The sequence below is a fragment of the Pseudomonas sp. PP3 genome (assembly GCF_905336995.1).
In the GTDB taxonomy this organism is placed as follows: domain Bacteria; phylum Pseudomonadota; class Gammaproteobacteria; order Pseudomonadales; family Pseudomonadaceae; genus Aquipseudomonas; species Aquipseudomonas reinekei.
Window position 1 is genome coordinate 3,027,531 of sequence record NZ_HG995459.1, and the last position, 25,140, is coordinate 3,052,670.

A 25,140-nucleotide genomic window follows, 5' to 3' on the forward strand; every position below is an offset into this window, starting at 1 on the left:
GTGTCTTCGTGCTTGAACGTCAGCCTGAGTTGGCTGCCGGGTTGCAGGAGATAGAGCGAACGCCGTGCCAGAAAATAAAACGTTTTTCTGCAGTGGGTTAAGCATCTGATTTATATGAAGATACCAATCTGATCCGGTTTTTTTTCCAGCATCTGATGCTATCGCCGAACCACGCATTCCCGTAGAAATACGAATATTCGTAGCCACAGAACACGAGATTTCGTAGCCATGAACGAAGCAGACTCCCTCAGCGGTTGGGCCGACCTGGCGTATTCCTCGCGGCACATGGTGTTCGAGCATTGCGCCGAAGCCATCGCGTTGCTCAATCCCTACGCAGATCGGCTGGTGGACCTCAACATCGCCGCCTGCAAACTGCTCGGCTATCCCAGGCAGGAGCTTCTTGAACTGCCGGTGAGCAAACTCTTCGGTCATCAACTGGCAGACTTGATCGTCTTCACCCAGGCGGTGATGGACAAGGGACGCGGCTGGAGCGACGAGCTCAGTTGCAACTGCAAGAGCGGCGAACGCATCGAGCTGGAAATCTCCGCCACCACCTTGCAGGTCAAGGGCGAGCAGCAGCTGATTCTGGTAATGCGCGAACTCAGCCTGCAGAAGTACCAGCGCGACCAGGCGGACACCGAACGCACCATGCGCGGCGGGCTGATCGAGTGGCGCAATATCCTCAACCTGTTCCAGGAAAACGAGCGCGATAACCAGTTGCTGCTCAGCTCCGTGGGCGACGGCATCTACAGCATCGACAGCGAAGGCCTGGCCACCTTCGTCAATCCAGCCTGCGCGCGCATGCTGGGCTGGGAAACCCAGGACATGATCGGCAAGAACATCCACCGCATTCACCACCATACCCATGCCGATGGCAGCCATTACCCGGTGGAACAGTGCCCCATCTACAAAGCGGTGCACGACGGTGTGATCCACGAAGGTCGTCAGGAGATTTTCTGGCGCCGCGACGGCAGTTCGTTCCCGGTGGAATTCACCAGCACCCCGGTGATCTCCGATGGCCGTATCGTTGGAGCCGTGGTGGTGTTCCGTGACATCACCGAGCGGCGCAGCACGGAAAACCAGCTGCAAAGCGCCCTCGAAGAACTCAAGGTGCTCAAGGATCGGCTGGAAGAGCAAAACGCCTATCTGCAGGAAGAGATTCACATCGAGCACAACTACCGCGAGATCGTCGGCCAGAGCGAACCGATCAAGAAAATTATCCGGCAGATCGACGTGGTCGCGCCCACCGATGCCAGCGTGTTGATCAACGGTGAATCGGGCACAGGCAAGGAACTGATCGCCCGCGCGATTCACCAGGCCAGCCGCCGTAACGGCCACCCGCTGATCCGGGTCAACTGTGCGGCGATCCCCGCAGAACTGTTCGAGAGCGAATTCTTCGGCCACATCCGCGGCGCCTTTACCGGCGCCGTGCGCGATCGGGTCGGCCGCTTCGAGCTGGCGGATGGCGGCACGCTCTTTCTCGATGAAATCGGCGAAATCCCCCTTGAGCTGCAAAGCAAACTGCTGCGTGTGTTGCAGGAGGGGCAATTCGAACGGGTCGGCGAAGAGCGCACGCGCAAGGTCGATGTGCGGATCGTCGCCGCGACCAACCGCGACCTGCGCCAGGAAGTGGCGACCAAGCACTTTCGTGAAGACCTGTATTTCCGCCTCAACGTGTTCCCGATCCAGTCCCCGGCGTTGCGCGATCGCCTGATGGACATCGGCGCCCTGGCCGCGCACTTCCTCAAGCAGACTGGCAAACGCCTGAACATGCCCGGCCGGCGCCTGCGCAATAGCGATATCGAACGCCTGCAACGCTATTCGTGGCCGGGGAATATTCGCGAACTGCAAAACGTCATCGAGCGCGCGTTGATCACCTCGATTGGCGCCGACCTGAACCTGGACCTGCCGGACGAGCCCAAAACCAGCCTGCCTGCACCACAGCAACCCTCCTCCGAAGTTGCGATCATGACTGACGCGCAAATTCGCGAACTTGAACGCAGCAACATGCAGGCCGCATTGAAGGCGGCGGATGGCAAGTTGTTCGGCAAAGGCGGCGCAGCGCAATTGCTGGGACTGAAACCGACGACATTGGCGTCGCGGTTCAAACGGCTGGAGATCAAGCTCGAATAAAGCGTGGGCCCGGTCGCCACGCAACTTCGTAAAACCCGCTACGAAATGTCGTATTCCTACGGAGTTACGTAGCGGGCCGGCTCAGAACGGAACGTCCCACAAATCAAAAATACCGTTATTAATCATAACGATATGAAATCACCAACAAAGTGGTACGTCATTCGCAATTGGGTAGCCGTCAGCCGCCCTCCGCGGCGAAACGACGGATTCCTGCCATGCCAACAGCCACCACGCTCATCGCTTCCCGTACAGAAACCTACCTGGCTTCGATGCCCAACCTGGCCTTCACCGGGTTGTCGGAAAACTGGTTGTTGAAAGAGTGCGGCCATCAACACTGGCTCGCCCTGGCGCAATTGCATGATCGAGCGTTGCCTGATTTCGTCGATGACCAAGGACGCATCGCCTACGCCGCGTTCACGGCGGTCAATACTTGGGATTTGAAGCTGGAAGCGATCATCGAAAATCGCGAGTTCCGGATTCATACCCGGATCGGTCGCGGCGGCCAGGCCCGGCATTTCAGCGAACATGAAGTCTGGCTGGGCGATCGCGTCGTGGGGCAACTGGCGCTACTGTCGACCTTCATCAGCCGGCATGTACCGGGGGACAATCGCAGTGTCAGCAAGGCTTGCCTCAGGGGCTCGACGGCAGCAGTGACCGAGCTGCCGCAGGCACTGCAAGTGCTGCATGTCGACAACCGTCGGATACGCAGCGGGAATTGGCACAGTCATTACGGTATCGATCGCCAGGCAACCGCGGCGCAGGCATTCGATTTCACGCCCTGCCCCGACATCGATTTCAACGGTGCCGACCTGCTGTACTTCGCCAACTTCCAGGCCATGGTCGAGCGTGCCGAATGGGCCCTGCTAGGGTTGCGCCGCCCAGGTCATGTCCGCCAACGCGAGCTGCATTTCTACGGCAACCTCAATATCGGTGACAGCGTGCAACTGCTTTTGCACACGACATCGCCAAGCCATCGCGAGCTTCACTGGTGCGAGGTATTTCGGCGTAGCGACGGGTTCAAGCTGGCCGATGTGTTCACCCGCAAACACCATCTTTCGGACTGCAGCCGATGAGCCATTCTCCCCTTTGGCGACCCGAAGGTCTGCGACTCAAGACGTTGTACCAGAGCAGTGACGTCGAAGGTCTTGAGCACCTGCACAGCCTGCCCGGCAAGGCACCCTTTGTGCGTGGCCCCTACGCCAGCATGTACCTGCAAAAGCCCTGGACCGTGCGTCAATACACCGGGTTCGCCGGCGCCGAGGCGAGCAATCAGCGCCTGCGCCAGCGCCTGGCCGAAGGCGCCACCGGCCTGTCGCTCGCCTTCGATCTGCCGACCCATCGCGGCTACGACTCCAGCGATCCACACTGGCAAGCCGACGTCGGCAAGGCAGGCGTGGCCATCGACAGTGTTGAGGACATGATCGAGTTGCTGGACGGCATCGCCCTGGACCAGGTCTCGGTGTCATTGACCATGAACGGCGCGGTACTGCCAGTGCTGGCGGCCTTCATCGTTGCCGCTCAGGAATCCGGCGTCGCGCCGGAACGGCTCAGTGGCACGATCCAGAACGACATTCTCAAAGAGTTCATGGTTCGCAACACCTACATTTTTGCGCCGAAACCTTCAATGCAGATCACTCTTGATGTGATCAGCTACTTGAATGAGCACGTACCTCGGTTTAATCCGATTTCGGTGTCCGGTTATCACTTTCAAGAGGCCGGGGCCGACACCGTGCTGGAGCTGGCACTGACCCTGATCAACGCAAGGACTTACGCCGAGCAAGTGCAAAACAACGGCCTGGACGTGCAGCGATTCTGCGAACGCATCAGTTTCTTTTTCGGCATCGGCAGCGACTTTTTCAGTGAAGTCGCCAAGTGTCGTGCGGCACGCCTGTTGTGGTGGGAAATTACCCGGGACCTTGGAGTCACCCTCGATAAAGGCCAGGCGCTGCGCATGCATTGCCAGACCTCCGGCTGGTCCCTTAGCGCTCAGGACCCGCTGAACAATGTCGTGCGCACCACCGTCCAGGCCATGGCCGCGGTCTTCGGCGGCACCCAGTCGCTGCACACCAATGCCTGGGATGAAGCCCTGACGCTGCCCAGTGAGGCCTCGTCGAGACTGGCGAGCAATACCCAGCACATCCTTCAACAGGAAACCGGCCTGTGCGACGTGGTCGACCCGTGGGCGGGGTCTTACATGATGGAAGCCTTGACGGCGCAGCTGGCGCAACAGGCGCGTCTGCAAATGGCCGAGATCGATGCCCTGGGTGGTGTGTTCCAGGCGATTGAGTCCGGCGCGATCAACCGGGCCATTCACCATCAGGCCATGGCTACCCAGGCACGTCTCGATAGCGGGATTGCACGGCGTGTCGCTGCAAATGAACCCGCGCAGGAGCCGGTGACGCCCGTGGACAGTCAGGCACTGCGCGCCCGCCAGGGCCAACGCCTCAACCGCCTGCGACTCAAGCGCGACAACGCTCGGGTTGAGGCGCAGCTGCATTCGATCACCGAGTGCGCACGCTCGGGCCAGGGGAATCTGCTGGAGAATACCGTGGCGGCCATCAGCGCGCGGGCGACACTTGGTGAGTGCACCCAGGCACTGGAAAAGGTCTGGCCTCGGTTCAGGCAAGGGCTGGATTTCAGTGTGGGGCACTATGGACCGTCTATGAGTCAGCAGCCCGATTGGGCGATCGTTGCGCAGCGCCTGTCGACCTTTGTCGCCCAGAGTGGTCGCCGGCCCAGGATCCTGCTGTCTAAACTGGGCCAGGACGGGCATGACCGCGGGATTCGCTTGATGGCTGCAGCGCTGGCCGATGCCGGTTTCGAGGTGCGCCTGTTGCCGCTGTTTCAAACGCCGGCGCAGGTGCTGGACGTCTTGGACGATGCCGATTTACCAGATCTGATCGGCGTTTCAAGCCTGGCCGGAGCGCACACGGAACTGCTGACTGAACTGTTGGGTTTGTTGAATCAACGAAGGATTGACGTTCCGCTGGTCGTCGGCGGCATTATTCCGCAGGCCGATGTACGACTGTTGCTGCAACGGGGGGTCAAGGCCTGCTTCGGACCGGGACAGGAGGTAGCTCAGATGGTCGGCCAACTGATCGATCTGCTCCACGTTGCCTGACTGTAGGAGCGAGCACGCGCCTACAGAAAGGCGTTCAGGCCGGTGTGAGTTTCACTACATTCAGGACGCGGCGAGTTTCGCGGCAATCTTCGTCACGTACTCACCTTGGTACCGTGCGATGCCCAGTTCCTTGGCATCCGGCTGGCGCGAGCCGTCACCGCCGGCGATGGTGGCCGCGCCGTACGGTGAGCCGCCACGCGTCTGGGAAATATCGAACAGCGCCGGGTCGCCGTAGCCGATGGGCACGATCACCATGCCGTGGTGCGCCAGGGTGTTCCAGGTGGAGGTAATGGTAGTCTCCTGACCGCCACCGGTGCCAGTGGAGGTGAACACGCTGGTTACCTTGCCCACCAGCGCGCCTTTGGCCCAAAGGCCGCCGGTCTGATCCAGGAACGTACGCATCTGCCCGGCCATGTTGCCGAAGCGTGTGGGCGTGCCGAAGATGATCGCGTCGTAATCGCCCAACTCGCTCGGCGAGGCAACGGCCGCCTGTTGCTCGGTCTTGCCGTGAGCGGCCTTGAACGCTTGCGGGTCCATGGTTTCCGGGACGCGCTTGACGGTCACTTCCACCCCGGCCACCTTGCGGGCGCCCTTGGCGACAGCGTGAGCCATGGCCTCGATATGGCCGTACATCGAATAATAAAGAACCAGTACCTTTGCCATCGTGCTTTCTCCTGAATCGCTATGGACGAGCAACATTGCCCGTTATGGGTGATGGATCTACTGCGCAAAACGCTACTTGAAAACGGGAATGGAGGCCGAAGCCTGGCGAGCCGTTTTTTGCTGACGCATCCGATTGGCAATCTCGGCGATTTTCGCCTCACCGGCGCGTAAGGCTTCGTCGTTGGTATGCACCGAGTAGTAGCCAAGCTTGAGATCGTACGGGTGAGGAAAGGCCGACCCCAGGACGAATACGGCGTCCCTGTTCCCGGCTTCCAGCGTTAACGCCTGATGACCTGGCTGGAAGACCACCATTTCCCCGGATTCGATCTTATCTGGCGTGTGAACAGCACCTCGGCTGACGCATAGCCACAACGTGCGGTGTCCTTTGGGCGGTGTGTAGGTCCAAGACTCGCCGGCAGGTATTGTCACCAGCAAATAGTTCACGCCTGCAGGCGCTCGGATGGGGCTTTGCACGCCTTCGTAGCGTCCGACGATGACTCGAGCAGGACCGACCTGGGGCGTTGCACTCGCCTCCAGATACTGACTGTCGACCGGAGCGCTCTCGAGCTCAGCAGGTAGGGCAAGCCACAGCTGAAAACCCTGTACTCGCGCGGATGTGCCACTGGACAGTTCCTTGCCATGCCAGACCCCTGCCCCCGCTCGCAGCCATTCAACGCCTCCGTAACCAATGGTTCCGCTGCCGGCGTCCGGATCATCGAAGTGCATGTTGCCTTCAGTGATCACGGTGACTGTCGCGATGCCCGAATGCGGATGCACGGGCATCTGCCCCAGAAATGAACTGGGCGCATCGAACAGGTCCAGGAACACGAACGGCTTGAGCAACTGACCGAAATCCGAGGGGCTCATCAGCCGGACGATGGGGCCGTGGCTACTTCCGGAGTTGCGGTGGCTGATTTGACGAGTATGGCCAGTGTTGCGAAGGGCGGTGAGGTTCATGCGATGTCCTCTGATGATGTGAGTACCCACAAGCGCCGGAGTCAATCTGCGGTGACCTGTAACGTGAATTCATCATAGACAGTCGGTATTCGTTTGATTAGCGGCTAGAGTAGAGTTTCACTCATCCATATTTGGCCTAATCGAATGTTCGACTTGAACGACGTCGCCATTTTCATTCAGATCGTCGACGCCGGTAGCTTTGCCGATGCGGCCCGTCGCACCGGCGCATCCGCCAACACGCTGAGCCGGCGCATGAAGCAGCTGGAAGAATCCATGGGCGTGCGACTGCTGCATCGGTCCACCCGCAAGCTGGTACTGACCGACGCTGGAAAATCGCTCTATAGGCAAAGCGCCAGCCAGATAAACGAGTTGTTCGAGCTCAGCCGTCAACTCATCGGTGGGGTTCGGGAACCGGTCGGCAGGCTGCGGATCGCGGCGCCGGCTGATTTTTTTGAAGTATTCCAGATGGATTTCGTCGCGGATTTCCTGGCCCGTTACCCCAAGGTCAGCCTGGATTTTGTCTTGAGTGACCAGCGGGTGGATCTGATTGCCGAAGGTATCGACATCGCGTTCCGGTCCGGCGTCATGTCCGATTCGAGCCTGGTCGCGCGCAAAATAAACACCGGTCGCCGAATACTCGCAGCCAGCCCGCGATACCTCGAAGCTTATGGTGTGCCAAAGGATATTCAGTCGTTAAGCGAACACAACTGCATTTTTCCGGCGCACCCGTCGGGTCAAGCCACCTGGCACCTTGTCGGCCCCCACGGCGCCACACAGTTGAGCGTGACCGGCCGATTCAGCGCGAGCAGCGCCCAGGCGCAATTGAAAGCAGCCGTAGCCGGATTGGGCATCTGCTTTTTGCCGGACCCCATTCTGCGTGCAAGCCTGGGCAGTGGCATTCTGGCGGAGGTGCTGTGTGACTACGGCCAGCAAACCAATGATTTATTCATCGTCTTCCCCAGCCGCAATCAAATCCCCTTGGCAGTCAGCAAGTTTGTTGAAGAGGCGATCGGGCATTTGCAAGGGGCGCTGTATTAGCAAGGTACGTCCACTCACCCTTGACACCAGGTCACTGATCGCAACAATGCGATAGCGTTTGCTACAACTCGACACGGCGGATGAGTTGCACTCTGGAAAAGAGCAATCAACAACTCGAATTATCGATATCTATTAACGACAGCCATACATATCTATAACTATTGAAAATACATTAAATAACCCTGCACCAGTATTGCCATCAGCGCGAACATCAAAATTCGGCAACTTAAAAAATAATGTATGCGAGTATATCCTCGCCTACACTCGCTTGAAGTTAATGAAAATGCTCTCCGTTATTCACCCACTGGAGTTTTAAGCATGGCTGATTCTGAAACCCGCCCCCCTCTCCCTCCCTTTACTCGTGAAACCGCTCTGCTCAAGGTCCGTCTTGCCGAAGATGGCTGGAACACCCGTGATGCGCAGAAAGTATCGCTGGCTTATACACCCGACACGAAGTGGCGAAATCGTGTCGACTTCGCAACCAACCGGGCCGAAGCAGCAGCATTCCTGACGCGTAAATGGAACAAAGAGTTGGACTACCGACTGATCAAGGAACTGTGGGCTTTCACGGATAATCGTATCGCCGTTCGCTATGCGTATGAATGGCATGATGACTCAGGAAACTGGTTCCGCTCCTACGGTAACGAGAATTGGGAGTTCGCTGAAAACGGTCTGATGGCGCACCGTTTTGCCTGTATCAACGACATGCCCATCAAGGAATCGGAGCGCAAGTTCCGCTGGCCGCTGGGACGCCGCCCTGACGATCATCCCGGCCTTAGCGAGTTGGGCCTGTAATAGTCAATTCATCAATCTACGCCAGCCTGCGTGTTTCGATCACTGGCGATTACCTGCAGGAGGCCCGCTTTACGCGGGCCTTTCTTTGGCTACCTTGAGGACTGCGTGGACCAGTCCGCGACACTGCTTTGTGCTTTCAGTCGTCAAAACTCAACACCGTATCAGGCGGAAAAATGCCCACATGCGCCTGAAACGCAACACCCCACTCCTTCATCGCCAGCATGACCGGCCCCAGCGTAAGCCCCAGATCAGTCAGTGTGTATTCCACCCGGGGAGGCACCTGGGCGTACACCTTTCGCGCGAGAACCCCGTGGGCTTCCAGTTCGCGAAGTTGCAGAGTCAGCGAGCGTTGCGTAATCCCCTCGCCAATGAGGCCTTTCAACTCGCCAAAGCGCTTCGTACCGCTGAGCAAGTGGTACAACACCAGCGGCTTCCACTTCCCTCCTGTTACCTCGAGCATCACTTTTACGCCACAACGATAGGCTGTTCTCTCAGTCATTTACGGTCCCGTTGGTATACATTTTTTCCCTATATATCAGTGATGTGCCTACTTGTGAAATAACCTGAGTCAGTGACCAATAAGGTGTTCGCATTATTACTACTCAAGGACACTTTGTATGAAAGCTGCATATTACGATCAACTGGGAACTGCGGTCGAAGTACTGAAAGTCGGTGATGTTCCGACGCCGGCTCCCGGCCCTGGAGAAGTCAGGGTCAAAGTGGCCATGTCCGGCGTGAACCCTAGCGACATCAAGGGCCGGAGCGGCTTCAAAGGTGCCATGCCTTTCAAACGCATCATTCCTCATCAGGATGGCGCTGGTGTCATCGACTCGGTGGGACAAGGAATTTGCGAATCCAGAATCGGCGAACGGGTATGGATGTTCGAAGCTCAATCGGGCCGCGCATTCGGTACCGCCGCCGAGTTCGTGGTGCTGCCCGCAGGCAACGTCGTTCGTCTGGCCGATGACGTCTCTTTCGAAACCGGCGCGAGCCTCGGCATTGCTGCGCTCACTGCTCACTATTGCCTGTTCGCCGATGGCGAACTCACTGGCAAAAGAGTATTGGTTCAGGGTGGCGCAGGCGTAGTGGGCGAAGCGGCGATTCAGTTGGCGAAGTGGACTGGCGCGTGGGTAGCAACCACAATTCGCCATGCCAGAGATGTAGAAACGGCAAAAGCCTCGGGAGCAGACCTGATCATCAACATGCGCGAGGAGGATGTCAGTGTGGCAATCAAAGCAGCGACCCATGGCAAAGGCGTCGACCGTATCATCGAGGTTGACCCAATCGCCAACCTGAAAATCGACATGGACTGTCTGGCCAGGGGCGGCACCATTAGTGTTTACGCGGTAACTACACCAGATGCAGAATTATCCATTCCCGTCATGAAATCCATGGGCAACTGCTCCGTGTTGCGCTTTGTACTGGTCTATAACATTCCCGATGAAGCCAAGCGTCGTGCAATTGGAGATGTGACATCGTGTATTGCCCAAGGCGCGTACAAACCTACGATCGGTTTGACGGTACCGCTGGAGCAAATCGCGCAGGCGCATGGGGCGTTGGAGACCCGTGCAGTCAAGGGCAAAGTGTTGATAGACGTTCAGCCGTAAACCATCGCCCCTCGAGCTGCGCCCTCTCGGCAAGTACCATCGAATGGCACTTGCCGAGAGGGCGCAGCTCGTTACGTTCATGAGTGCATGCCCAGTACGATCACTACCGGGATCATACCCGGAACTGTTTGACCGCCAGGTTCAGGCTCTCACTTAAACTCGCCAGGTCCCGCGCAGTCTGAGCGCCGTGTTGCGTTTCCTGAGCGACCGTTTCGACTGCCTGTGCGATCTGCTGGATGCTGCGATTGATGTCTTCGGAGACCATGGTCTGCTCATCGGCCGCGCTGGCGATCTGCGTGTTCATGGTGTTGATGGTTTCGATCTGGGTCGCGATGACGCGCAACGACGCGGTGGCATGCGCAGCCTGCTCGCTGGTGCGGCTGCCGGCGTCACTGGATTGCTTCATGGCGTTGACGGTGTCGATCGTGCCTCGCTTGAGCCGATCGATCATGGCCTGAATTTCCTGGGTGCTGGTTTGCGTGCGACCGGCCAGGGCGCGCACTTCATCGGCTACTACCGCGAACCCGCGCCCCGCCTCACCGGCGCGGGCGGCTTCGATGGCGGCATTGAGCGCCAGTAAGTTGGTCTGTTCGGCAATGGAGCGAATGACCCCGAGTACGCCGACGATCGATCCAACATCGTGTTGCAGGTGGTCCAGGGATTCGCCACTGATTTTCAGATTGCCAACCAGGGTGTAGATATTGTCCACGCTGGCATCCACCACACGGCTGGCCGAAGCGCCTTCGCCTTCCGCCTGACTCGCCGCTTCGGCGGCTTCTTGCGCGCTACGCGCCACTTGCAATGCGGTGGCGGACATTTGGTTGATCGCTGCGGCCACTTGTTCGGTTTCCTGGCGTTGCATGTTCATGGCTTTTTCCGATCGGCTGGCTTGTTCGGCGACATCGGTGATCAACACATTGAGTTCCCGTGACATGTGGGTGATTTGCCGGATCAGGCCATGGACTTTGTCCACAAAACGGTTGAAAGAGCCCGCCAGTTGCCCCGCCTCGTCGTTGCGAAGGACCTGCAGTCGACGGGTCAGGTCGCCATCGCCGGCAGCCACCTGTTCCATTTGGGTCCTGAGCAATTTAAGCGGTGACAGCAAGCGTCGAACCATCCACAACGCAAAGAACGCCAGGCTGACGGCCAACACCACGGTAAGGCCGAGCATGACGGTGATGAATTGCTCGCTGAGGGTTTTGATCCGCACAGTTGTGTCGGCAAGTTTGGGTTCGACGTCATCCAGGCTCAGGCCGGAGCCAATGATCAGGTCCCACTTTTCCAGGTACACGGCGTATCCGATTTTCGTGACTATGCGACCGCTGTCAGGCATCGGGATTTTGTAATTCTGGTAGTGGCTACCTTCCTTGGCTTTCCGGATCAGTTCGTTGATGGCGTAGACACCGTCGGCGTCACGCAGATTCCTGAAGCTCTCACCGATTTTCAGGTCCTTGTCTGCCCAGAACACGCGGGTGCTCTGGCTGTCATAACCGAAAAAAATGCCATCGATACCGTAGTGCAGCTGCTTAAGTATCGCCACGGCCTTGTCCCGTGCTGCCAGGTCACCCTGCGCCGAAGCCGCGTAGATCGGCGCAATGGCACTTTGCGCGACCTGCATGGCTTGCTCGAGTGCAACTTTGCGCTCGTTGATCAGGACTTCACGGGTATGAAGCACCTGTTCATCCGTAACCTGCTGCAACAGTACGATGGATACCGCGGTGATGATGCTGGCAAGGAGTACGACAGGGACGATACACAACAACACGAGTTTGCTACGGATGGAGTGGATCATTTTTTCGACACCGTTTTGTGGCGACGGACCCGCGCGTCAGTGGTCCGCTGCAAAAAAATAATGGACAGGCTGGCGAGCAAGCTCGCCAAAACGACGACAGGCACAATGCAGATCAGCAGGCATTTGCTTCGCAGTGAAAGATTCATTTCGTGGCTTTGGTCGAAGATGTCGAGATTGCCGAGCCCGTGATTCCTTTCCCGAGCCCAACTCAACTGTGAAACAGCGCAGCTTCAGAAGCGAAAGACCGCCTGCACCCAGAAACGATCACCTTCGGACCGGTTTTCCACTTTCATTTCATGCTGCCACTTCATGGCGAAACCCCATTGCGGCGTTTGATATTTAACGGCCGGACCAATGGCAAATACTTGCCCCTTGTTTCCGTCCAGATAGGTTTCACCATTTTGTTCATCATCGGTGATTTGCTTGTAGATGTAGCCGTTGACACCTACTTGCCATTCCTTGGTGACGTTATAACCAATGTTGTAGTCGGCGTTAAATTCGTCACCGGATTTATAGTTGGTTGCATCGTTCTTGGTGTTAACGAAATAGACCATCTTGGAACTTATTTCCAAGTTGTCTATTGGATAAGCGGTAAACGAATACCACGGCCCGTAAGACCAGGTATTTCGACCCGGGTTGAAGAGCCGATCTTCGTCGTAGGAACCGATCGGCGCGACGATATCCAGACCTAGCAGTTGGTGGAACCGTGGAGTACTCCAACTCAGGATTAGCGGAACCAGCGTCAGATCGCCCATGCCGTCCTGATGCTCGGTCTTGTGCACCCGGCCGCGCGGAGTGTCCACGTCGAAACTGATTTCGCCCTTGACCAGCGGCAATGCCATGCGGGTCTCAACCTTGGCGCCCAACAAAGTGAAATCCGTATAGACATAGTCCAGACGCAGAGAAATGGCCTGCACGTTCAGATCGAAATTATGGATGCCGGCTTTGTCGTGACCGTCGCTGTCTTTGGTCGAGTTGGCAACATAATCACTAAGATACCAGAACGACGTCAGGCCCGGCGGTGGCAACCTTCCGGAGGCTACGGTATTGACGCCAACCGGATAAACACTTCCACCGCCTTCCGTCGCTTGGGCGCTAGAAGGAAGTACTACGCCGGCCAACAGCAAGGCGGCAAAGTACTTGGACTCAGTGTTGGAGAATCGGACTACAGGCTTCATTTTTATATACCTTGTTGTATTTTTTATAGCGGTCGTTTCTTGCTTACTTGCCATTTACAGGCAGCACCAAACCCTTCCCTGATTTGGGAACTACTGATATTTGGAGCTACAGACATGTTGGCATCGACTTAATAAATAGTCTCGCTATTTAAAAAGTGTGCAACCTTGTGGCATAAAACCTGCCGATCAATAGCGATCGGCAGTTCGCACTGATATCAGGCGATAATCGTTTCCAACTCTCCCAGACCATCGATCCAGACTTTCAGCACGTCGCCCCGGGCTAGGAACACGCCCTTCTCCATGCCCACACCGGCCGGCGTGCCGGTCAGGATGACATCACCTGGAAACAGTTCGACGCGTTGGCTCAGGTATTCGATCTGATCAGCAATGCCATACAGGTGGTTGGAGGTGTTGGAGTCCTGCTCGATCGTGCCGTTACGCCACAATTTGATGTCGAGGTTTTCCGGGTCTGCGACGAACTGTGCCGGTGTTAGGTAAGGCCCCAGCGGACACGCGCCATTGAAAACCTTGTGACCGATCCAGTCAAAGCGGAACGGCGAACTGGCATCGACCGCGTCACGCACCAGGCTGTCCCTAGCCGAAAGGTCATTGGCGCAGGTGTAGCCGGCGACATAATCGAGCGCTTTGTCAGCACTGACACGATACGCGCGGCGTCCAATCACCACCGCCAGTTCGGCTTCCCAGTCGAGTTTCTTGGTGCCCTCAGGCATCTCGACGATCTGTTTGTGCGCCGCCAGACTGCCACGGCCGGCCTTGATGAAATGCCAAGGTGCAATGCCATCGGCGCGCGGATCGAGGGACAGGTTCATATTGAAGGCCAAGGCCATGGCTGCCACGTGATCGCGGTAGTTGGCACCGGCCGCGTAGATAGTGCCCGGCCGCTGCAAGGGTGACGCTAGTTCCAGTGCCTGCAAGTCGAGTAGATGAGCATCAAAATTACTCGGGTTGGCCGCAATGCTGTCAGCAAGAATCTGAAGCTGCTCGTTGGCGCCTGCCCAGTCCTCCAGCAAACCATCGATCGCGATCACCTGCAGATCAACCGAAGCCGACTTTGCCGCCCGGCCCAAGTCGTAGGCCCGCTCACCGACCAACAGCCCTGTCGCAGGAACGACAGCTTCGGACTGATAGGCGAAAAGTTGATATTTCATAAGTCACCTTAAAGAAGCGAACCGCGTTTATCCGAGAAGGTCATGTGTACGGTGATGCCGCCTTCCATGAGCATCCACTTGCGTACCTCCGCACCGAACACACCGTTGGCAATGAACGGGTCGGCCTGGACCAGCCGTTCAGCCTCAGCCTGGTCCGCAGCCCGCAGAATGGTCATGCCGCCCAGTTGCCCCGGCGCGTACTGCTCGGAGACAAACGGCCCGGAAGCAAACAGCTCGCCACGATTCTGCGCGGCGATGGCCCACTGCAGGTGGGCCCCCAACAACTCCGACATGCGTGTCAAGTCCTTGGGCGTACGAAAAGCCACGAACAGGGGTTTGTTCAGCATGCCGGCAAGCAACGCTTGCTCCGGAGTCGTGTCAGCCATGGGCGAGCGCCTCATTCAGAGCCATGGACGGGCCTTGCTCAGCACCATCAGGCACTTCGTAGTTGTGGGCGAAGTCTTCCTTGGGTGGACCGACAGCCCACACAGCGGCCAGCTCATGCGGGCCCGCAGCATTCAACACGACCCAGTCGCTGTCATCTTCGGGGATCACGTCGATATCCCAGAAGTACTCCACCAGGCTATTCCACGGATCGCGGATGTAGTGGAAGTAGTTGGAGCCGCCAACATGGCGACCCAGGCCGAAAGCGCTGATGTAACCCTTGGCCATCAGGCTCTGGGCACCCATCTCGATTTCATCGATGTCCATCACTTCGAAACTCAGGTGGTGCAGGCCGCTGTGGGAACTCTTGGCCAGGCCCAGCGCGTGGTGATCGCCACCACAACCGAAACGCAGGAAACCGAGGATATCGCCGGCGCGATCGGACACCTTCATGCCAAGCACCTGGGTATAGAACGCGATGGACTTGTCCACGTCCGGACTGAACTTGATTAGGTGGCCCAGGCGCAGCGGTGTAGCGATGCGCGACGACGAGGTCAGGTCGCAGGCACGCTGACCGATCCGGCGATAACGGCCATGGGTGTTCACTTCCGGGGTAGGCCGTGGCGCCGCAGGAGCTTCTACGCATTCACAGATGTGGACCCAGTCGTTGCTCGGATCACGGAACCAGATGCCCTTTGAATCGATATTGAACGGCGCATCTTCAAGGGTAACGTTATGGCTCTTAAGGTTTTTGCGCACCTGTTTCATGCCGGCGGCATCGGTGCCATAGGCGACGTAACTCAAATGCTTAGGGCTGCCGGGCATCAAGCGAATCTGATCCTGGCCGCGACCTTTGCATCGCAGCACCAGATGCTCGCCCGATACGCGCGCTTCCAGGCCGAAGGCCTCATAGAACGCACGCCCTACTTCCAGATCCGGAACAGACAAACCTACGTGATGAAGAAAACGGATCATGACGGTATCTCCTTTACTGAATCGGGGAAAACGGTGCGCCGGTCAGCAACTCGACCTGCTGCGCCGTCACCATGTGCCCTGCCTTGCCGAGGAATTCGTGCCATTTCGGATTGCCCGACAGAGCGGCGCGCCGTTGAGCGCGGTCCTCATAGCTGGAAAAGCCCCAGATGTGGATGACCCTGTTTACGTCACCGGTTTCAGGCTTGAGGTAGGCAATGAGGTTACCCAGCGCTTCACTCTGGATTTTCAGGCCTTCGGCCTGGTACACACGAAGGAATTCATTCAGGGTGCCAGGCTTGAGTTGGTAGGTGCGTTGTTCAATAAGCATGTCGTTCACTCTTGTTGGGGACGTACACGGGAATCGGCTTCGATCAGCTTGATCACGGCGGAGATATCTTCTTCACCCATGCCCAAGTCCAGCGCACGGTTGAAGTAGGATTGGGCTGCACTGAACAGCGGCGATGCACAGCCCAGGTCCGCGGACAGGTCACCGGCCATGTGCAGGTATTTTTCCAGCGTCACGATCGGGCCTGGCGCTGGCTGGAAGGTGCGGCTGGCCATCATTGGGGCACGCACCATGAACATGGTCGAACTGCCCGCGCTCTGGCGGATCACTTCGACCACTTTTTCGGCGCTGAAGCCGGCGCGTACGCCCAGGTTCATGGCCTCAGCGGCGGCGAGCGTGTGGATGGTCAGCAGGTAGTTGGCGATCAGCTTCATTGCCACGGCACTGCCGAACTCGCCGATCCTGAACTGGATGTCCGCGATGGCACTGAGCACCGGTTGGCAGTGCTCGATCAGTTGCTCGTCACCTCCCAGGAACAGCGACGCCTTGCGGGCGAGCACCAGGGGTGGAGAACCGCTGACTTCCGCTTCCAGCACGCGGGCGCCCTTGCCTTGAATGCGCTCGGCCATCTGCACTTTGAAGTCGCGCTCATAGGTGCCCATCTCGATCAGAGTGTGATCCGGGCGCAAGGCACCGAGCAGTCCGTCAGGCCCCTCCATGATTTCGATCTGGGACGCTTCGCTCGGCAAGCAGGTGAGGATGAAGTCCGACTCGGCGGCGACTTCGGCAGGACTGTTGAGGGCAATACCACCCAATTGCACAAAGGGTTCACGGTCACGGCGACGGTAACCAACCACTCGATATCCGGCAGCGAGCAGGTTACTTGCGATGGGCAGGCCGAGTTGGCCGATACCCACCATTCCGATAGTGATAGCGCTCATTTTAGGCTTCTCTTGTTGTTATTGTTGCGGTTGTACACCGCAACGCGTCATTGGCTGCTAACTTAGGCGCGGCTTTGATCGAGAACAAATAGCCTGAGTTATTTATAACTAGTAATGAGAGTGATACGAGGCGCTGCGATGAAGGATTTGAACCTGCTGTTTGCGTTCGAGGCACTGTGGCGTGACCACTCTGTGTCCATCGCAGCCGATAATCTGGGGGTCACCCAGGGTGCGGTCAGCAGTTCGCTAAAACGCTTGCGCCAGGAGTACGGCGACCGTCTGTTCACTGTAGTAGGCCGGCGCATGGAACCCACGCCGTTCGCCGTGCAAATCGCACCGACGCTTCTCGAAGCCCTGGACCTGGTGCGCGAGGCACAGAGCCGCGCCCTTGAGTTTTCCCCGCAGCACTGCCGCAAAGTATTCACCGTGCGCACACGAGACATCGGCGAGGCCGTGTGCCTGCCGACGATTCTGAAGATGCTGCAAACCCAGGCGCCTATGAGCCGCATCAATACCGTCGCCAGCAGTGTCGAAGAGACCTTGATCGGACTGTCCACGGGTCGCATTGACCTGGCGATTGGTTACCTGCCGACTCTGAAGACGGACATCCACCGGACTATCGTGTCTTCGCAGCATTACGTCTGTGCGCTGCGCCGGGGCCACCCGTTGGCCGACGCAGAGTTGACCCTAGAGCGCTTCTTGGCGCAGCAACACTTGCTGGTGGAAACCGGCGGCACCGGGCACGTGCTGCTCGAGCGCGCGCTGATCGAAGCCGGCGCGCGCCACAACATCGGTGTGCGCATTCCCCAATATCTCTCGGCCCCGCACCTGTTGCTGGAGTCGGACATGCTGTGGGTAGTGCCCAACGTGCTGGGCAAGACCCTGTCGAGATTCTTTCCCCTGCTACTCAAACCCCTGCCCCTGGTGCTGCCGGAATTCGACATCGCGCTCTACTGGCATGACCGCTTTCACCGCGATCCGCAGAACAAATGGTTTCGCGAGATGTTGGCGGCCGCCCTGCGCGAGTCCCTTGCAGACTGAGAGCGGGTCGACCGTTAGGCCTCGGAAAACAGCTCGAACATCAGTTGACGCAACCAGCGGTTGGCCGGGTCGCGGTGGTACCGCGCATGCCACAGCATGTTGATGGTGAACTCGGGAATGTCCACCGGGTGCGGCAGCGCCGTCAGGCCGAAGTGTTCGAGGTTCACCGTGGCATAACGCTCCGGCACCGTGGCCACCAGATCGGTGTGTTTGAGGATGTGGCCGATGGCGGCGAAGTGCGGCACTTCCAGGCGAATCGAACGCTCGATGCCCAAGCGCATCATCAGTGTATCCGCTTCGCCGTGGCCGGTGTTGGCCGCAACGACCCGCACGTGACCGTAGGCACAAAACCGCTCCAGGGTCAGCGGTTCCCTGGTTGCGGGGTGATCCTTGCGGCAAAGGCACACATAGTGCTGGCGCATCAAACGACGCTGGAAGAAGCCTGCGCGCAATTGCGGGATCAGGCCGATTGCAACGTCCACAGTACCATTCTGCAAGTCTTCGTTGAGGCTCATCGCATTGTCGCGAACGGTGCTGATCTTGCAACCGGGGGCCAGGCGCGCCAGGGCATCCATCAACCGGGGTATCAGGTAGATCTCCCCGATATCGGTCATCGCCACGGTGAATGTCCGCGCGCTGCTTAGGGGGTCGAAGGTGTTGGCCCGACTCAAGGCATCGCGCAGCGTGTCCATGGCCTGCAACACCGGCTCGGCCAGTTGCTCGGCGTACGGTGTGGGCTGCATGCCGTGATAAGTACGCACAAACAGGTCATCCCCCAGCGCCGCCCGCAGGCGCTTGAGCGCATTGCTTACCGCCGGCTGCGTAAGCCCGAGGTTTTCCGCCGCAGTCGAGACGCGACGGTCGAGCAACAGCTGGTTGAAAACCACCAGCAGGTTCAAATCCAGGTCATGCAGTTCCATGGTTACGCTCTAAATCGGGGCTGGGCAGGTCCGCAAAAGTAATATTCAGACTGGTGATAGATCTTATACGGGTCAGTGCATTTATCAATGTCACTGCGTTACTCATGATGGTTCCCACAACAAGAATTTCCGTCATGGGTATCCCAATGAATAACAACAGCTCCAAGCAATCCCTGCGTATAGGTATCGTCGGCGGCGGCATTTCCGGCGTCGCCCTGGCCCTTGATCTCTGCCGCAACAGTGACGTCGAGGTGCAGCTGTTTGAAGCTGCACCGGCCTTCGGTGAAGTGGGTGCCGGTGTCGCGTTCGGCGCTAACTCGGTGCGTGCTCTCAACGGCCTCGGTATCGGCGACGCCTACCGCAAAGTCGAAGACCGCACCCCTGCCCCCTGGGAAGACGTTTGGTTCGAATGGCGCCACGGCACCGGCGAATCCAAGTACCTGGCGACCACCGTAATGCCGGGCATGGGCCAGTCTACGGTGCACCGCGCCGACTTCCTCGATGTGCTGACCACGCACCTGCCTGCGGGTATCGCGCAGTTCAATAAACGCGCCGTGGGTGTTGAGCAGAACGGCAACGAGGCCCGTGTCACGTTCGCCGACGGTACCGACTACCGTTGCGACCTGCTGATTGCCGCAGACGGCATCAAATCGGCGCTGCGCGCTCACGTACTCGAAGGTATCAACGCTGAACCGGCCGAGCCGCGCTTCACCGGCACCTGCGCCTATCGCGGCATGATCGACAGCGACACCCTGCGTGCCGCCTACCGCGCCAAGGGCATCAATACTCATCTGGTGGACGTGCCGCAGATGTACTTGGTCAAGGACGGGCACATCCTGACCTTTCCGGTGAAACAGGGTCGCATTATCAACGTGGTGGCGTTCCTTTCCGACCGCTCCAGCGCCACCCCGCAATGGCCGGCCGACGCCCCGTGGGTGCGCAAGACCACCCAGGCGCAGATGCTCGAAGACTTCGCCGAGTGGGGTGAGGCTGCCCGCACGCTACTCGAGTGCATTCCCGAGCCGACCTACTGGGCATTGCATGACCTGGCCGAGTTGCCGGGCTACGTGCACAACCGCGTGGTGCTGATCGGCGACGCCGCCCACGCCATGCTGCCGCACCAGGGTGCCGGTGCCGGCCAGGGCCTGGAAGATGCTTACTTCCTGGCACGCCTGTTGGGCGACTCGCGGCTGACCGCCGACAACCTCCCCGCCGTGCTCACCACCTACGACGAACTGCGCCGTCCGCGAGCGTGCAAGGTACAACGCACCTCCTGGCAGGCAGGCGAGCTGTACGAGATGCGCGACCCCGAGATCGGCGCTGATGAGCAGGCCCTGGCGGCCAAGCTGGAAAGCCGTTTCAACTGGTTGTGGAACCACGACCCGGAAACCGATGTGGTCGAGGCGCGCGCGCGTCTGGGCTGGGGGATGCCGTCAGACGCATCCTAATCGTCTGCGCTCAAACCGGGGTGCGCCCAGGCGACACCCCGGCTCAAATAACAATTACAAGAAGAGCCATGCCATGCGAACTATCGACGTAGCCACCCTGCTCGACGGGGCCCGATTCAATGCCTTTCACGCACGCCTGCTGTTCTGGGGTGCGCTCATCATAATTTTCGACGGTTACGATCTGGTCATCTACGGCGTGGTGCTGCCCGCCCTGATGAAGGATTGGGGCCTCACTGCGTTGCAGGCCGGTCTGTTGGGTAGCTGCGCGCTGCTGGGCATGATGGTCGGCGCGCTGTTTTTCGGTCAATTGTCGGATCGAATCGGCCGGCGCAAGACCATCACAATGTGCGTGGTGCTGTTCAGCGGCATCACCGTAATCAACGGCTTTGCCCGCACCCCTGAAGAGTTCGCTTTTTTCCGTTTTCTGGCCGGTATCGGCATCGGCGGGGTCATGCCCAACGTCATCGCGCTGATGAACGAGTACGCGCCGAAAAAGTTGCGGGGTACGCTGATCGCCGTGATGTTCACCGGTTATTCCGTCGGCGGCATGTTGTCCGCCGGGCTTGGCATGTGGCTGATTCCGCAATATGGCTGGTCGTCGGTGTTCTTAGTCGCAGCCGTGCCATTGGTCGTGTTGCCCCTGTTGGTCAGCCAGCTGCCGGAGTCGATCAACTTTCTGCTGCGCAAGACTAGGGTCATAGATGCCCAGCATTTGCTGCACCGGGCAGAACCTGAATACATCCCGCACATGGATGACGAACTGCATCGCGAGGCTGGCCAGGCCCCCAAGGTCTCTGTCGTGCAGATCTTCCAGGACGGACGCCTGATCAATACCCTGCTGCTCTGGTTGGCGTTCTGCTGCAGCCTGCTGATGATCTACGGCATCAGTGCCTGGCTGCCCAAGCTGATGAACACCGCCGGTTACGGCATCAACTCCAGCATCGGCTTTTTGCTGGTGCTCAATTTCGGCGCGATCTTCGGTTCTCTGTTTGGTGGCTGGCTGGCCGACCGCTTCGGTCTCGGCCGGGTGCTCCTGTGTTTCCTGACCGCCAGTGCGCTGGTCTTGGCATTGATGGCGGTGAAGGCGCCACTGTCGGTGCTCTATGTGTTGATCGCCATAGCCGGCGGCGGCACCACTGGCGCGCAGATCCTCGCCAATGCCTTCGCGGTGCAGTACTACCCGGCGCACATCCGCTCCACCGGACTGGGCTGGGCCATGGGCATCGGCCGCATCGGCGCAATCATCGGCCCGATGCTCGGGGCGGCCATGCATGCCGCGGAACTGCCGTTGCAGTTTTCCTTTCTGGCTTTCGCTGTCCCGGGGCTGATCGGTGCCGGGGCGATCGGACTGTTCCTGATTCGGGTCAGGCGCCAGCGCCCCACCGACCCGGACGTGAAGGCCGTTCAACCGTTGTCGCCCTCCTCCGTGCCACAGGCCAATCCGTAATGACCCCTGACGTTCTTGCAACCTGCATCTGGAAGCCGGTATGACCCAAGCCAAAATCGAAAGCATCGAGACGATCCTCGTCGATCTGCCCACCGTCCGCCCGCACAAGTTGGCGATGCACACCATTTCGCAGCAGACCCTGGTGATCATTCGCCTGCGCTGCAGCGACGGTATCGAAGGCCTGGGCGAGTCGACCACGGTCGGCGGGCTGTCCTACGCCAACGAAAGCCCGGAAAGCATCAAGACCAATATCGACGTGCACTTGGCGCCGGCCTTGATCGGTATGGACGCCAGTAACTTCAATGCCGCGATGCAACGTCTGGACCGGATTGCCAAGGGCAACACCTTCGCCAAGTCCGGCCTGGAGAGCGCCTTGCTTGACGCCCAGGGCAAGCGCCAGGGTGTGGCCGTCAGCCAATTGCTGGGCGGTCGTGTGCGCGACAGCCTGGAAGTGGGCTGGGTTCTGGCCAGCGGCAATACGGCCAGGGACATCGCCGAGGCCGAGCATTTTCTCGATGTGCGCCGCCACCGCATTTTCAAAGTGAAGATAGGTGCCAATCCGCTGGAGCAGGACCTCAAGCACGTGGTGGCGATCAAGCAGGCCCTGGGCGATCGAGCCAGCGTGCGGGTCGACGTCAACCAGTATTGGGATGAAGCGCAGGCGATTCGTGGCTGCCAGGTGCTGGGCGACAACGGCATTGACCTGATCGAACAACCGATTTCGCGGATCAACCGTGCCGGCCAGGTGCGCCTCAATCAGCGCAGCTTGGCCCCGATCATGGCCGACGAATCGATCGAATCGGTGGAGGACGCATTCAGTCTCGCAGCGGATGGCGCGGCCAGCGTGTTCGCCCTGAAGATTGCCAAGAACGGCGGTCCACGCGCGGTACTGCGTACTGCTCAGATCGCTGAAGCGGCGGGCATCGCGCTGTATGGCGCGACCATGCTCGAAGGCGCCATCGGCACCCTCGCCTCCGCCCATGCCTTCCTGACCTTGAAGAAGCTGGCCTGGGGCACCGAGTTGTTCGGCCCGCTACTGCTGACCGAAGAGATCGTGAACGAGGCACCGGTTTACCGCGATTTCGAATTGCACGTCCCCAATACACCGGGTCTTGGCGTGAGCCTGGATGAAGAACGCCTCGCGCTGTTTCGTCGCCGGTAGCTAAGGCGATTTAACGCGCAGCCCTTGATAGCTCGCCGAATCTAAAACAAAAAACGAGGAACTGAGACATGACCGTAAAAATCAGCCACACCGCTGAAGTGCAGGACCTGATCAAGGAGGCCGCCGGTTTCAACAGCGACCAGGGCAGCCCGCGCCTCAAGCAACTGATGCATCGCCTGATCAGCGACGCCTTCAAGATCATCGAAGACCTGGAAGTGACCGAAGACGAATTCTGGTTGGCGGTGGATCGCCTGAACAAGGTCGGCGCCCACGCTGAGTTCGGCTTGCTGCTGCCGGGCCTGAGCATGGAGCACTTCATGGACCTGCTGCAGGACGCCAAGGACCAGCAGATAGGCCTGGCCGGCGGGACCCCGCGGACCATCGAAGGGCCTCTGTACGTGGCTAACGCGCCGCTCAGCGAAGGTTTTGCGCGCATGGATGATGGCAGTGAAGATGACGTCGGCATCCCGCTGTTCATCAAGGGTACGGTCCTCAATACGGACGGCAAGCCGGTGGCCGGTGCGATCGTTGATCTGTGGCACGCCAACACCAATGGCACCTACTCCTACTTCGACGAGAGTCAGTCGGCGTTCAACCTGCGTCGCCGGATCAAGACCGACGCTGAAGGCCGTTACACCGCGCGCAGCATCATTCCGAGCGGTTACGGTGTGAATCCCGAAGGGCCGACCCAGGAATGCCTGAGCGCCCTGGGCCGCCACGGTCAGCGCCCGGCACATATCCATGTGTTCGTTTCCGCACCGGAACATCGTCATCTGACCAGCCAGATCAACCTTGCCGGCGACAAATACCTGTGGGACGACTTCGCCTACGCCACCCGTGAAGGGCTGGTCGGCGAAGCCAGACTGCTCGACAACGCCGACGCCTCGAAAGCCCATGGTCTGGACGGGCGACAGTTCGCTGAACTCGAATTCGACTTCGTTCTGCAACCGGCGGTCAACGCCGACGATGAACACCGCAGCCAGCGTCCACGCGCCGGCCAATGATCTTGCGGTATCTGTAAAGCGCGAACGACAAGGCCCCATCCAATGATGGGGCCTTGTCGTTTGCGGAACCTCTAGGATCGAGCAGGCTCGCGATGCTCGTTAACGATGACGTTGGCTGCCTGAATGCCCGCGTTGCACGGGTGTTATTCGCGATCAAGTTCGCTCCTACAAGGGGTTCGCGCCCACTCAGGTACTTTTGAGAAAATTCGTAACCAGATGCGCGAACGCCGCCGCGTGCTCGATCTGTGTCCAGTGCCCACAGCGGCCAAACACATGCAACTGACTGTCATCAATCCATTGCTGCAGGGTCAGCGAGGTGGAAAGAGGTATTACCTTGTCGTCACGACCATGAATCAACAACGTCTTGTGACCGATGTCGCGTATATCGGCCTCAGGATGCGCCATCGCCTCCACCCAACGCTGGCGTGGCGCCGGGAACATAGCTGAAAACGCTTCCTGAACCCCGGCACGGTTGCTCGCCTCATAGCGCATGCGCACCAGGTCATCCCCCACCAGCGCCTGGTCATAGGCGAACACCTGCATGATGGCGCGCATGTTGTCTTCACTCGGCTCGTACCCCCAAACCGCATCCAGGCCCGGCGTAAGCTCGAACGGCACGCCGACACTGCCCATCAGGATCAGCCGGTTGACGCGCTGCGGGTGGTGGATCGCCAGGGCCAGGGCCATGGAGCCGCCGAACGAATTGCCGATCACATTGACTTTATCGACGCCGGTGGCATCCAGAAACGCGACGATCTGCTCCAGCCAGAGGTTGCGCGAATAGACGATATCCGCCGGCGTCTGGCTGAAGCCGAAACCCGCCAGGTCCGGGGCCAGCAAGCGGAAGTCCGATTGCAGGCTCTGAATGCTCAGGCGCCAATTGGCCCAGGCACTTACGCCGGGACCGGAGCCGTGCAACAGCAGCATCGGCTCTCCACTGCCCACATCATGGTAATTGGTCATGATGGACCCGGTTTGAACGCTACGGCCGATCTCGGGGTTATGTTGGCTGTTCATACTGTCTCCCTGTTTTCAACGGTCGGTATTGCCCTTGGGGCTGACGCAAAAATCGGCCTGTG

Annotated in this window: 23 protein-coding genes; 11 read left to right on the forward strand and 12 right to left on the reverse strand. The window is 59.0% G+C overall.

Annotated elements, in window-relative coordinates; genetic code table 11:
- Nucleotides 1–228 precede the first annotated feature (228 nt).
- The 3 genes from KHO07_RS13780 (at nucleotide 229) to scpA (ending at nucleotide 5,254) form a co-directional block, all read left to right on the forward strand.
- Complete coding sequence (locus tag KHO07_RS13780) at nucleotides 229–2,133, forward strand: sigma 54-interacting transcriptional regulator (protein WP_075944564.1); 1,905 nt, start codon at nucleotides 229–231, stop codon at nucleotides 2,131–2,133.
- 215 nt (nucleotides 2,134–2,348) lie between these two features.
- Nucleotides 2,349–3,206: a Pnap_2097 family protein gene (locus tag KHO07_RS13785; protein WP_090321786.1), complete on the forward strand. Its 858-nt coding sequence runs from the start codon at nucleotides 2,349–2,351 to the stop codon at nucleotides 3,204–3,206.
- Nucleotides 3,203–5,254 carry a methylmalonyl-CoA mutase gene (gene scpA / locus KHO07_RS13790; protein ID WP_075944563.1) on the forward strand — a complete coding sequence of 684 codons (2,052 nt, stop codon included), beginning with the start codon at nucleotides 3,203–3,205 and terminating at the stop codon, nucleotides 5,252–5,254. Before KHO07_RS13785 ends, scpA begins: the two co-directional genes overlap by 4 nt.
- Nucleotides 5,255–5,314: 60 nt before the next feature.
- Here scpA and wrbA read toward each other — a convergent pair whose 3' ends face one another.
- Nucleotides 5,315–5,917 (reverse strand): NAD(P)H:quinone oxidoreductase, encoded by a 603-nt coding sequence (gene wrbA / locus KHO07_RS13795; protein ID WP_212627517.1) that lies wholly within the window; start codon nucleotides 5,915–5,917, stop codon nucleotides 5,315–5,317.
- A 72-nt stretch (nucleotides 5,918–5,989) separates the two neighbouring features.
- Nucleotides 5,990–6,874 carry a pirin family protein gene (locus KHO07_RS13800; RefSeq protein ID WP_075944561.1) on the reverse strand — a complete coding sequence of 295 codons (885 nt, stop codon included), beginning with the start codon at nucleotides 6,872–6,874 and terminating at the stop codon, nucleotides 5,990–5,992.
- Nucleotides 6,875–7,018: 144 nt separating this feature from the next.
- Here KHO07_RS13800 and KHO07_RS13805 point away from each other — a divergent pair, with 144 nt between their 5' ends.
- Nucleotides 7,019–7,912 (forward strand): LysR family transcriptional regulator, encoded by an 894-nt coding sequence (locus tag KHO07_RS13805; RefSeq protein ID WP_212627518.1) that lies wholly within the window; start codon nucleotides 7,019–7,021, stop codon nucleotides 7,910–7,912.
- A gap of 318 nt (nucleotides 7,913–8,230) precedes the next feature.
- The gene (locus KHO07_RS13810) at nucleotides 8,231–8,707 is read left to right on the forward strand and encodes a nuclear transport factor 2 family protein (protein WP_075944559.1); all 477 of its coding nucleotides are present in this window, start codon (nucleotides 8,231–8,233) and stop codon (nucleotides 8,705–8,707) included.
- Between the two features lie 136 nt (nucleotides 8,708–8,843).
- Here KHO07_RS13810 and KHO07_RS13815 read toward each other — a convergent pair whose 3' ends face one another.
- The gene (locus tag KHO07_RS13815) at nucleotides 8,844–9,206 is read right to left on the reverse strand and encodes a helix-turn-helix domain-containing protein (RefSeq protein ID WP_075944558.1); all 363 of its coding nucleotides are present in this window, start codon (nucleotides 9,204–9,206) and stop codon (nucleotides 8,844–8,846) included.
- A 118-nt stretch (nucleotides 9,207–9,324) separates the two neighbouring features.
- On the opposite strand from KHO07_RS13815, the gene KHO07_RS13820 reads away from it, so the two are divergent.
- Nucleotides 9,325–10,314 (forward strand): NADPH:quinone reductase, encoded by a 990-nt coding sequence (locus KHO07_RS13820; RefSeq protein ID WP_075944557.1) that lies wholly within the window; start codon nucleotides 9,325–9,327, stop codon nucleotides 10,312–10,314.
- A 112-nt stretch (nucleotides 10,315–10,426) separates the two neighbouring features.
- Here the strand turns inward: KHO07_RS13820 and KHO07_RS13825 are convergent, their stop codons facing one another.
- The 7 genes from KHO07_RS13825 to KHO07_RS13855 form a co-directional block, all read right to left on the reverse strand.
- On the reverse strand, nucleotides 10,427–12,106 hold the full coding sequence (locus KHO07_RS13825; protein ID WP_085702093.1) for a methyl-accepting chemotaxis protein: 1,680 nt from the start codon (nucleotides 12,104–12,106) through the stop codon (nucleotides 10,427–10,429).
- Between the two features lie 230 nt (nucleotides 12,107–12,336).
- Nucleotides 12,337–13,284: a transporter gene (locus KHO07_RS13830; protein WP_075944555.1), complete on the reverse strand. Its 948-nt coding sequence runs from the start codon at nucleotides 13,282–13,284 to the stop codon at nucleotides 12,337–12,339.
- 215 nt (nucleotides 13,285–13,499) lie between these two features.
- On the reverse strand, nucleotides 13,500–14,453 hold the full coding sequence (locus tag KHO07_RS13835) for a fumarylacetoacetate hydrolase family protein (protein ID WP_212627519.1): 954 nt from the start codon (nucleotides 14,451–14,453) through the stop codon (nucleotides 13,500–13,502).
- Between the two features lie 8 nt (nucleotides 14,454–14,461).
- Nucleotides 14,462–14,839 carry a YciI family protein gene (locus KHO07_RS13840; protein WP_075944553.1) on the reverse strand — a complete coding sequence of 126 codons (378 nt, stop codon included), beginning with the start codon at nucleotides 14,837–14,839 and terminating at the stop codon, nucleotides 14,462–14,464.
- Nucleotides 14,832–15,812 carry a VOC family protein gene (locus tag KHO07_RS13845; RefSeq protein WP_212627520.1) on the reverse strand — a complete coding sequence of 327 codons (981 nt, stop codon included), beginning with the start codon at nucleotides 15,810–15,812 and terminating at the stop codon, nucleotides 14,832–14,834. Before KHO07_RS13845 ends, KHO07_RS13840 begins: the two co-directional genes overlap by 8 nt.
- Before the next feature lie 13 nt (nucleotides 15,813–15,825).
- Nucleotides 15,826–16,140 (reverse strand): NIPSNAP family protein, encoded by a 315-nt coding sequence (locus tag KHO07_RS13850; RefSeq protein ID WP_075944551.1) that lies wholly within the window; start codon nucleotides 16,138–16,140, stop codon nucleotides 15,826–15,828.
- A 5-nt stretch (nucleotides 16,141–16,145) separates the two neighbouring features.
- A complete protein-coding gene (locus KHO07_RS13855; protein WP_075944550.1) occupies nucleotides 16,146–17,039 on the reverse strand; it encodes an NAD(P)-dependent oxidoreductase in 894 nt (297 codons plus the stop codon).
- 138 nt (nucleotides 17,040–17,177) lie between these two features.
- Here KHO07_RS13855 and KHO07_RS13860 point away from each other — a divergent pair, with 138 nt between their 5' ends.
- Nucleotides 17,178–18,080: a LysR family transcriptional regulator gene (locus tag KHO07_RS13860; RefSeq protein WP_075944549.1), complete on the forward strand. Its 903-nt coding sequence runs from the start codon at nucleotides 17,178–17,180 to the stop codon at nucleotides 18,078–18,080.
- A 14-nt stretch (nucleotides 18,081–18,094) separates the two neighbouring features.
- On the opposite strand, the gene KHO07_RS13865 is transcribed toward KHO07_RS13860, so the two are convergent.
- Nucleotides 18,095–19,000, reverse strand: coding sequence for a LysR family transcriptional regulator (locus KHO07_RS13865; RefSeq protein ID WP_075944548.1), 906 nt, complete (start codon nucleotides 18,998–19,000; stop codon nucleotides 18,095–18,097).
- A gap of 146 nt (nucleotides 19,001–19,146) precedes the next feature.
- Between KHO07_RS13865 and salA the strand changes: the two genes are divergently transcribed.
- The 4 genes from salA (at nucleotide 19,147) to catA (ending at nucleotide 24,061) form a co-directional block, all read left to right on the forward strand.
- The gene (gene salA, locus KHO07_RS13870; RefSeq protein WP_075944943.1) at nucleotides 19,147–20,448 is read left to right on the forward strand and encodes a salicylate 1-monooxygenase; all 1,302 of its coding nucleotides are present in this window, start codon (nucleotides 19,147–19,149) and stop codon (nucleotides 20,446–20,448) included.
- A gap of 73 nt (nucleotides 20,449–20,521) precedes the next feature.
- Nucleotides 20,522–21,895, forward strand: a complete 1,374-nt coding sequence (locus KHO07_RS13875) for an aromatic acid/H+ symport family MFS transporter (RefSeq protein WP_075944547.1) — start codon at nucleotides 20,522–20,524, stop codon at nucleotides 21,893–21,895.
- Nucleotides 21,896–21,935: 40 nt separating this feature from the next.
- On the forward strand, nucleotides 21,936–23,057 hold the full coding sequence (locus tag KHO07_RS13880; protein ID WP_085702094.1) for a muconate cycloisomerase family protein: 1,122 nt from the start codon (nucleotides 21,936–21,938) through the stop codon (nucleotides 23,055–23,057).
- A 68-nt stretch (nucleotides 23,058–23,125) separates the two neighbouring features.
- On the forward strand, nucleotides 23,126–24,061 hold the full coding sequence (gene catA / locus KHO07_RS13885) for a catechol 1,2-dioxygenase (protein ID WP_075944545.1): 936 nt from the start codon (nucleotides 23,126–23,128) through the stop codon (nucleotides 24,059–24,061).
- A 186-nt stretch (nucleotides 24,062–24,247) separates the two neighbouring features.
- Here catA and KHO07_RS13890 read toward each other — a convergent pair whose 3' ends face one another.
- Nucleotides 24,248–25,078 (reverse strand): alpha/beta hydrolase, encoded by an 831-nt coding sequence (locus tag KHO07_RS13890; protein WP_075944544.1) that lies wholly within the window; start codon nucleotides 25,076–25,078, stop codon nucleotides 24,248–24,250.
- Between the last annotated feature and the right edge of the window lie 62 nt (nucleotides 25,079–25,140).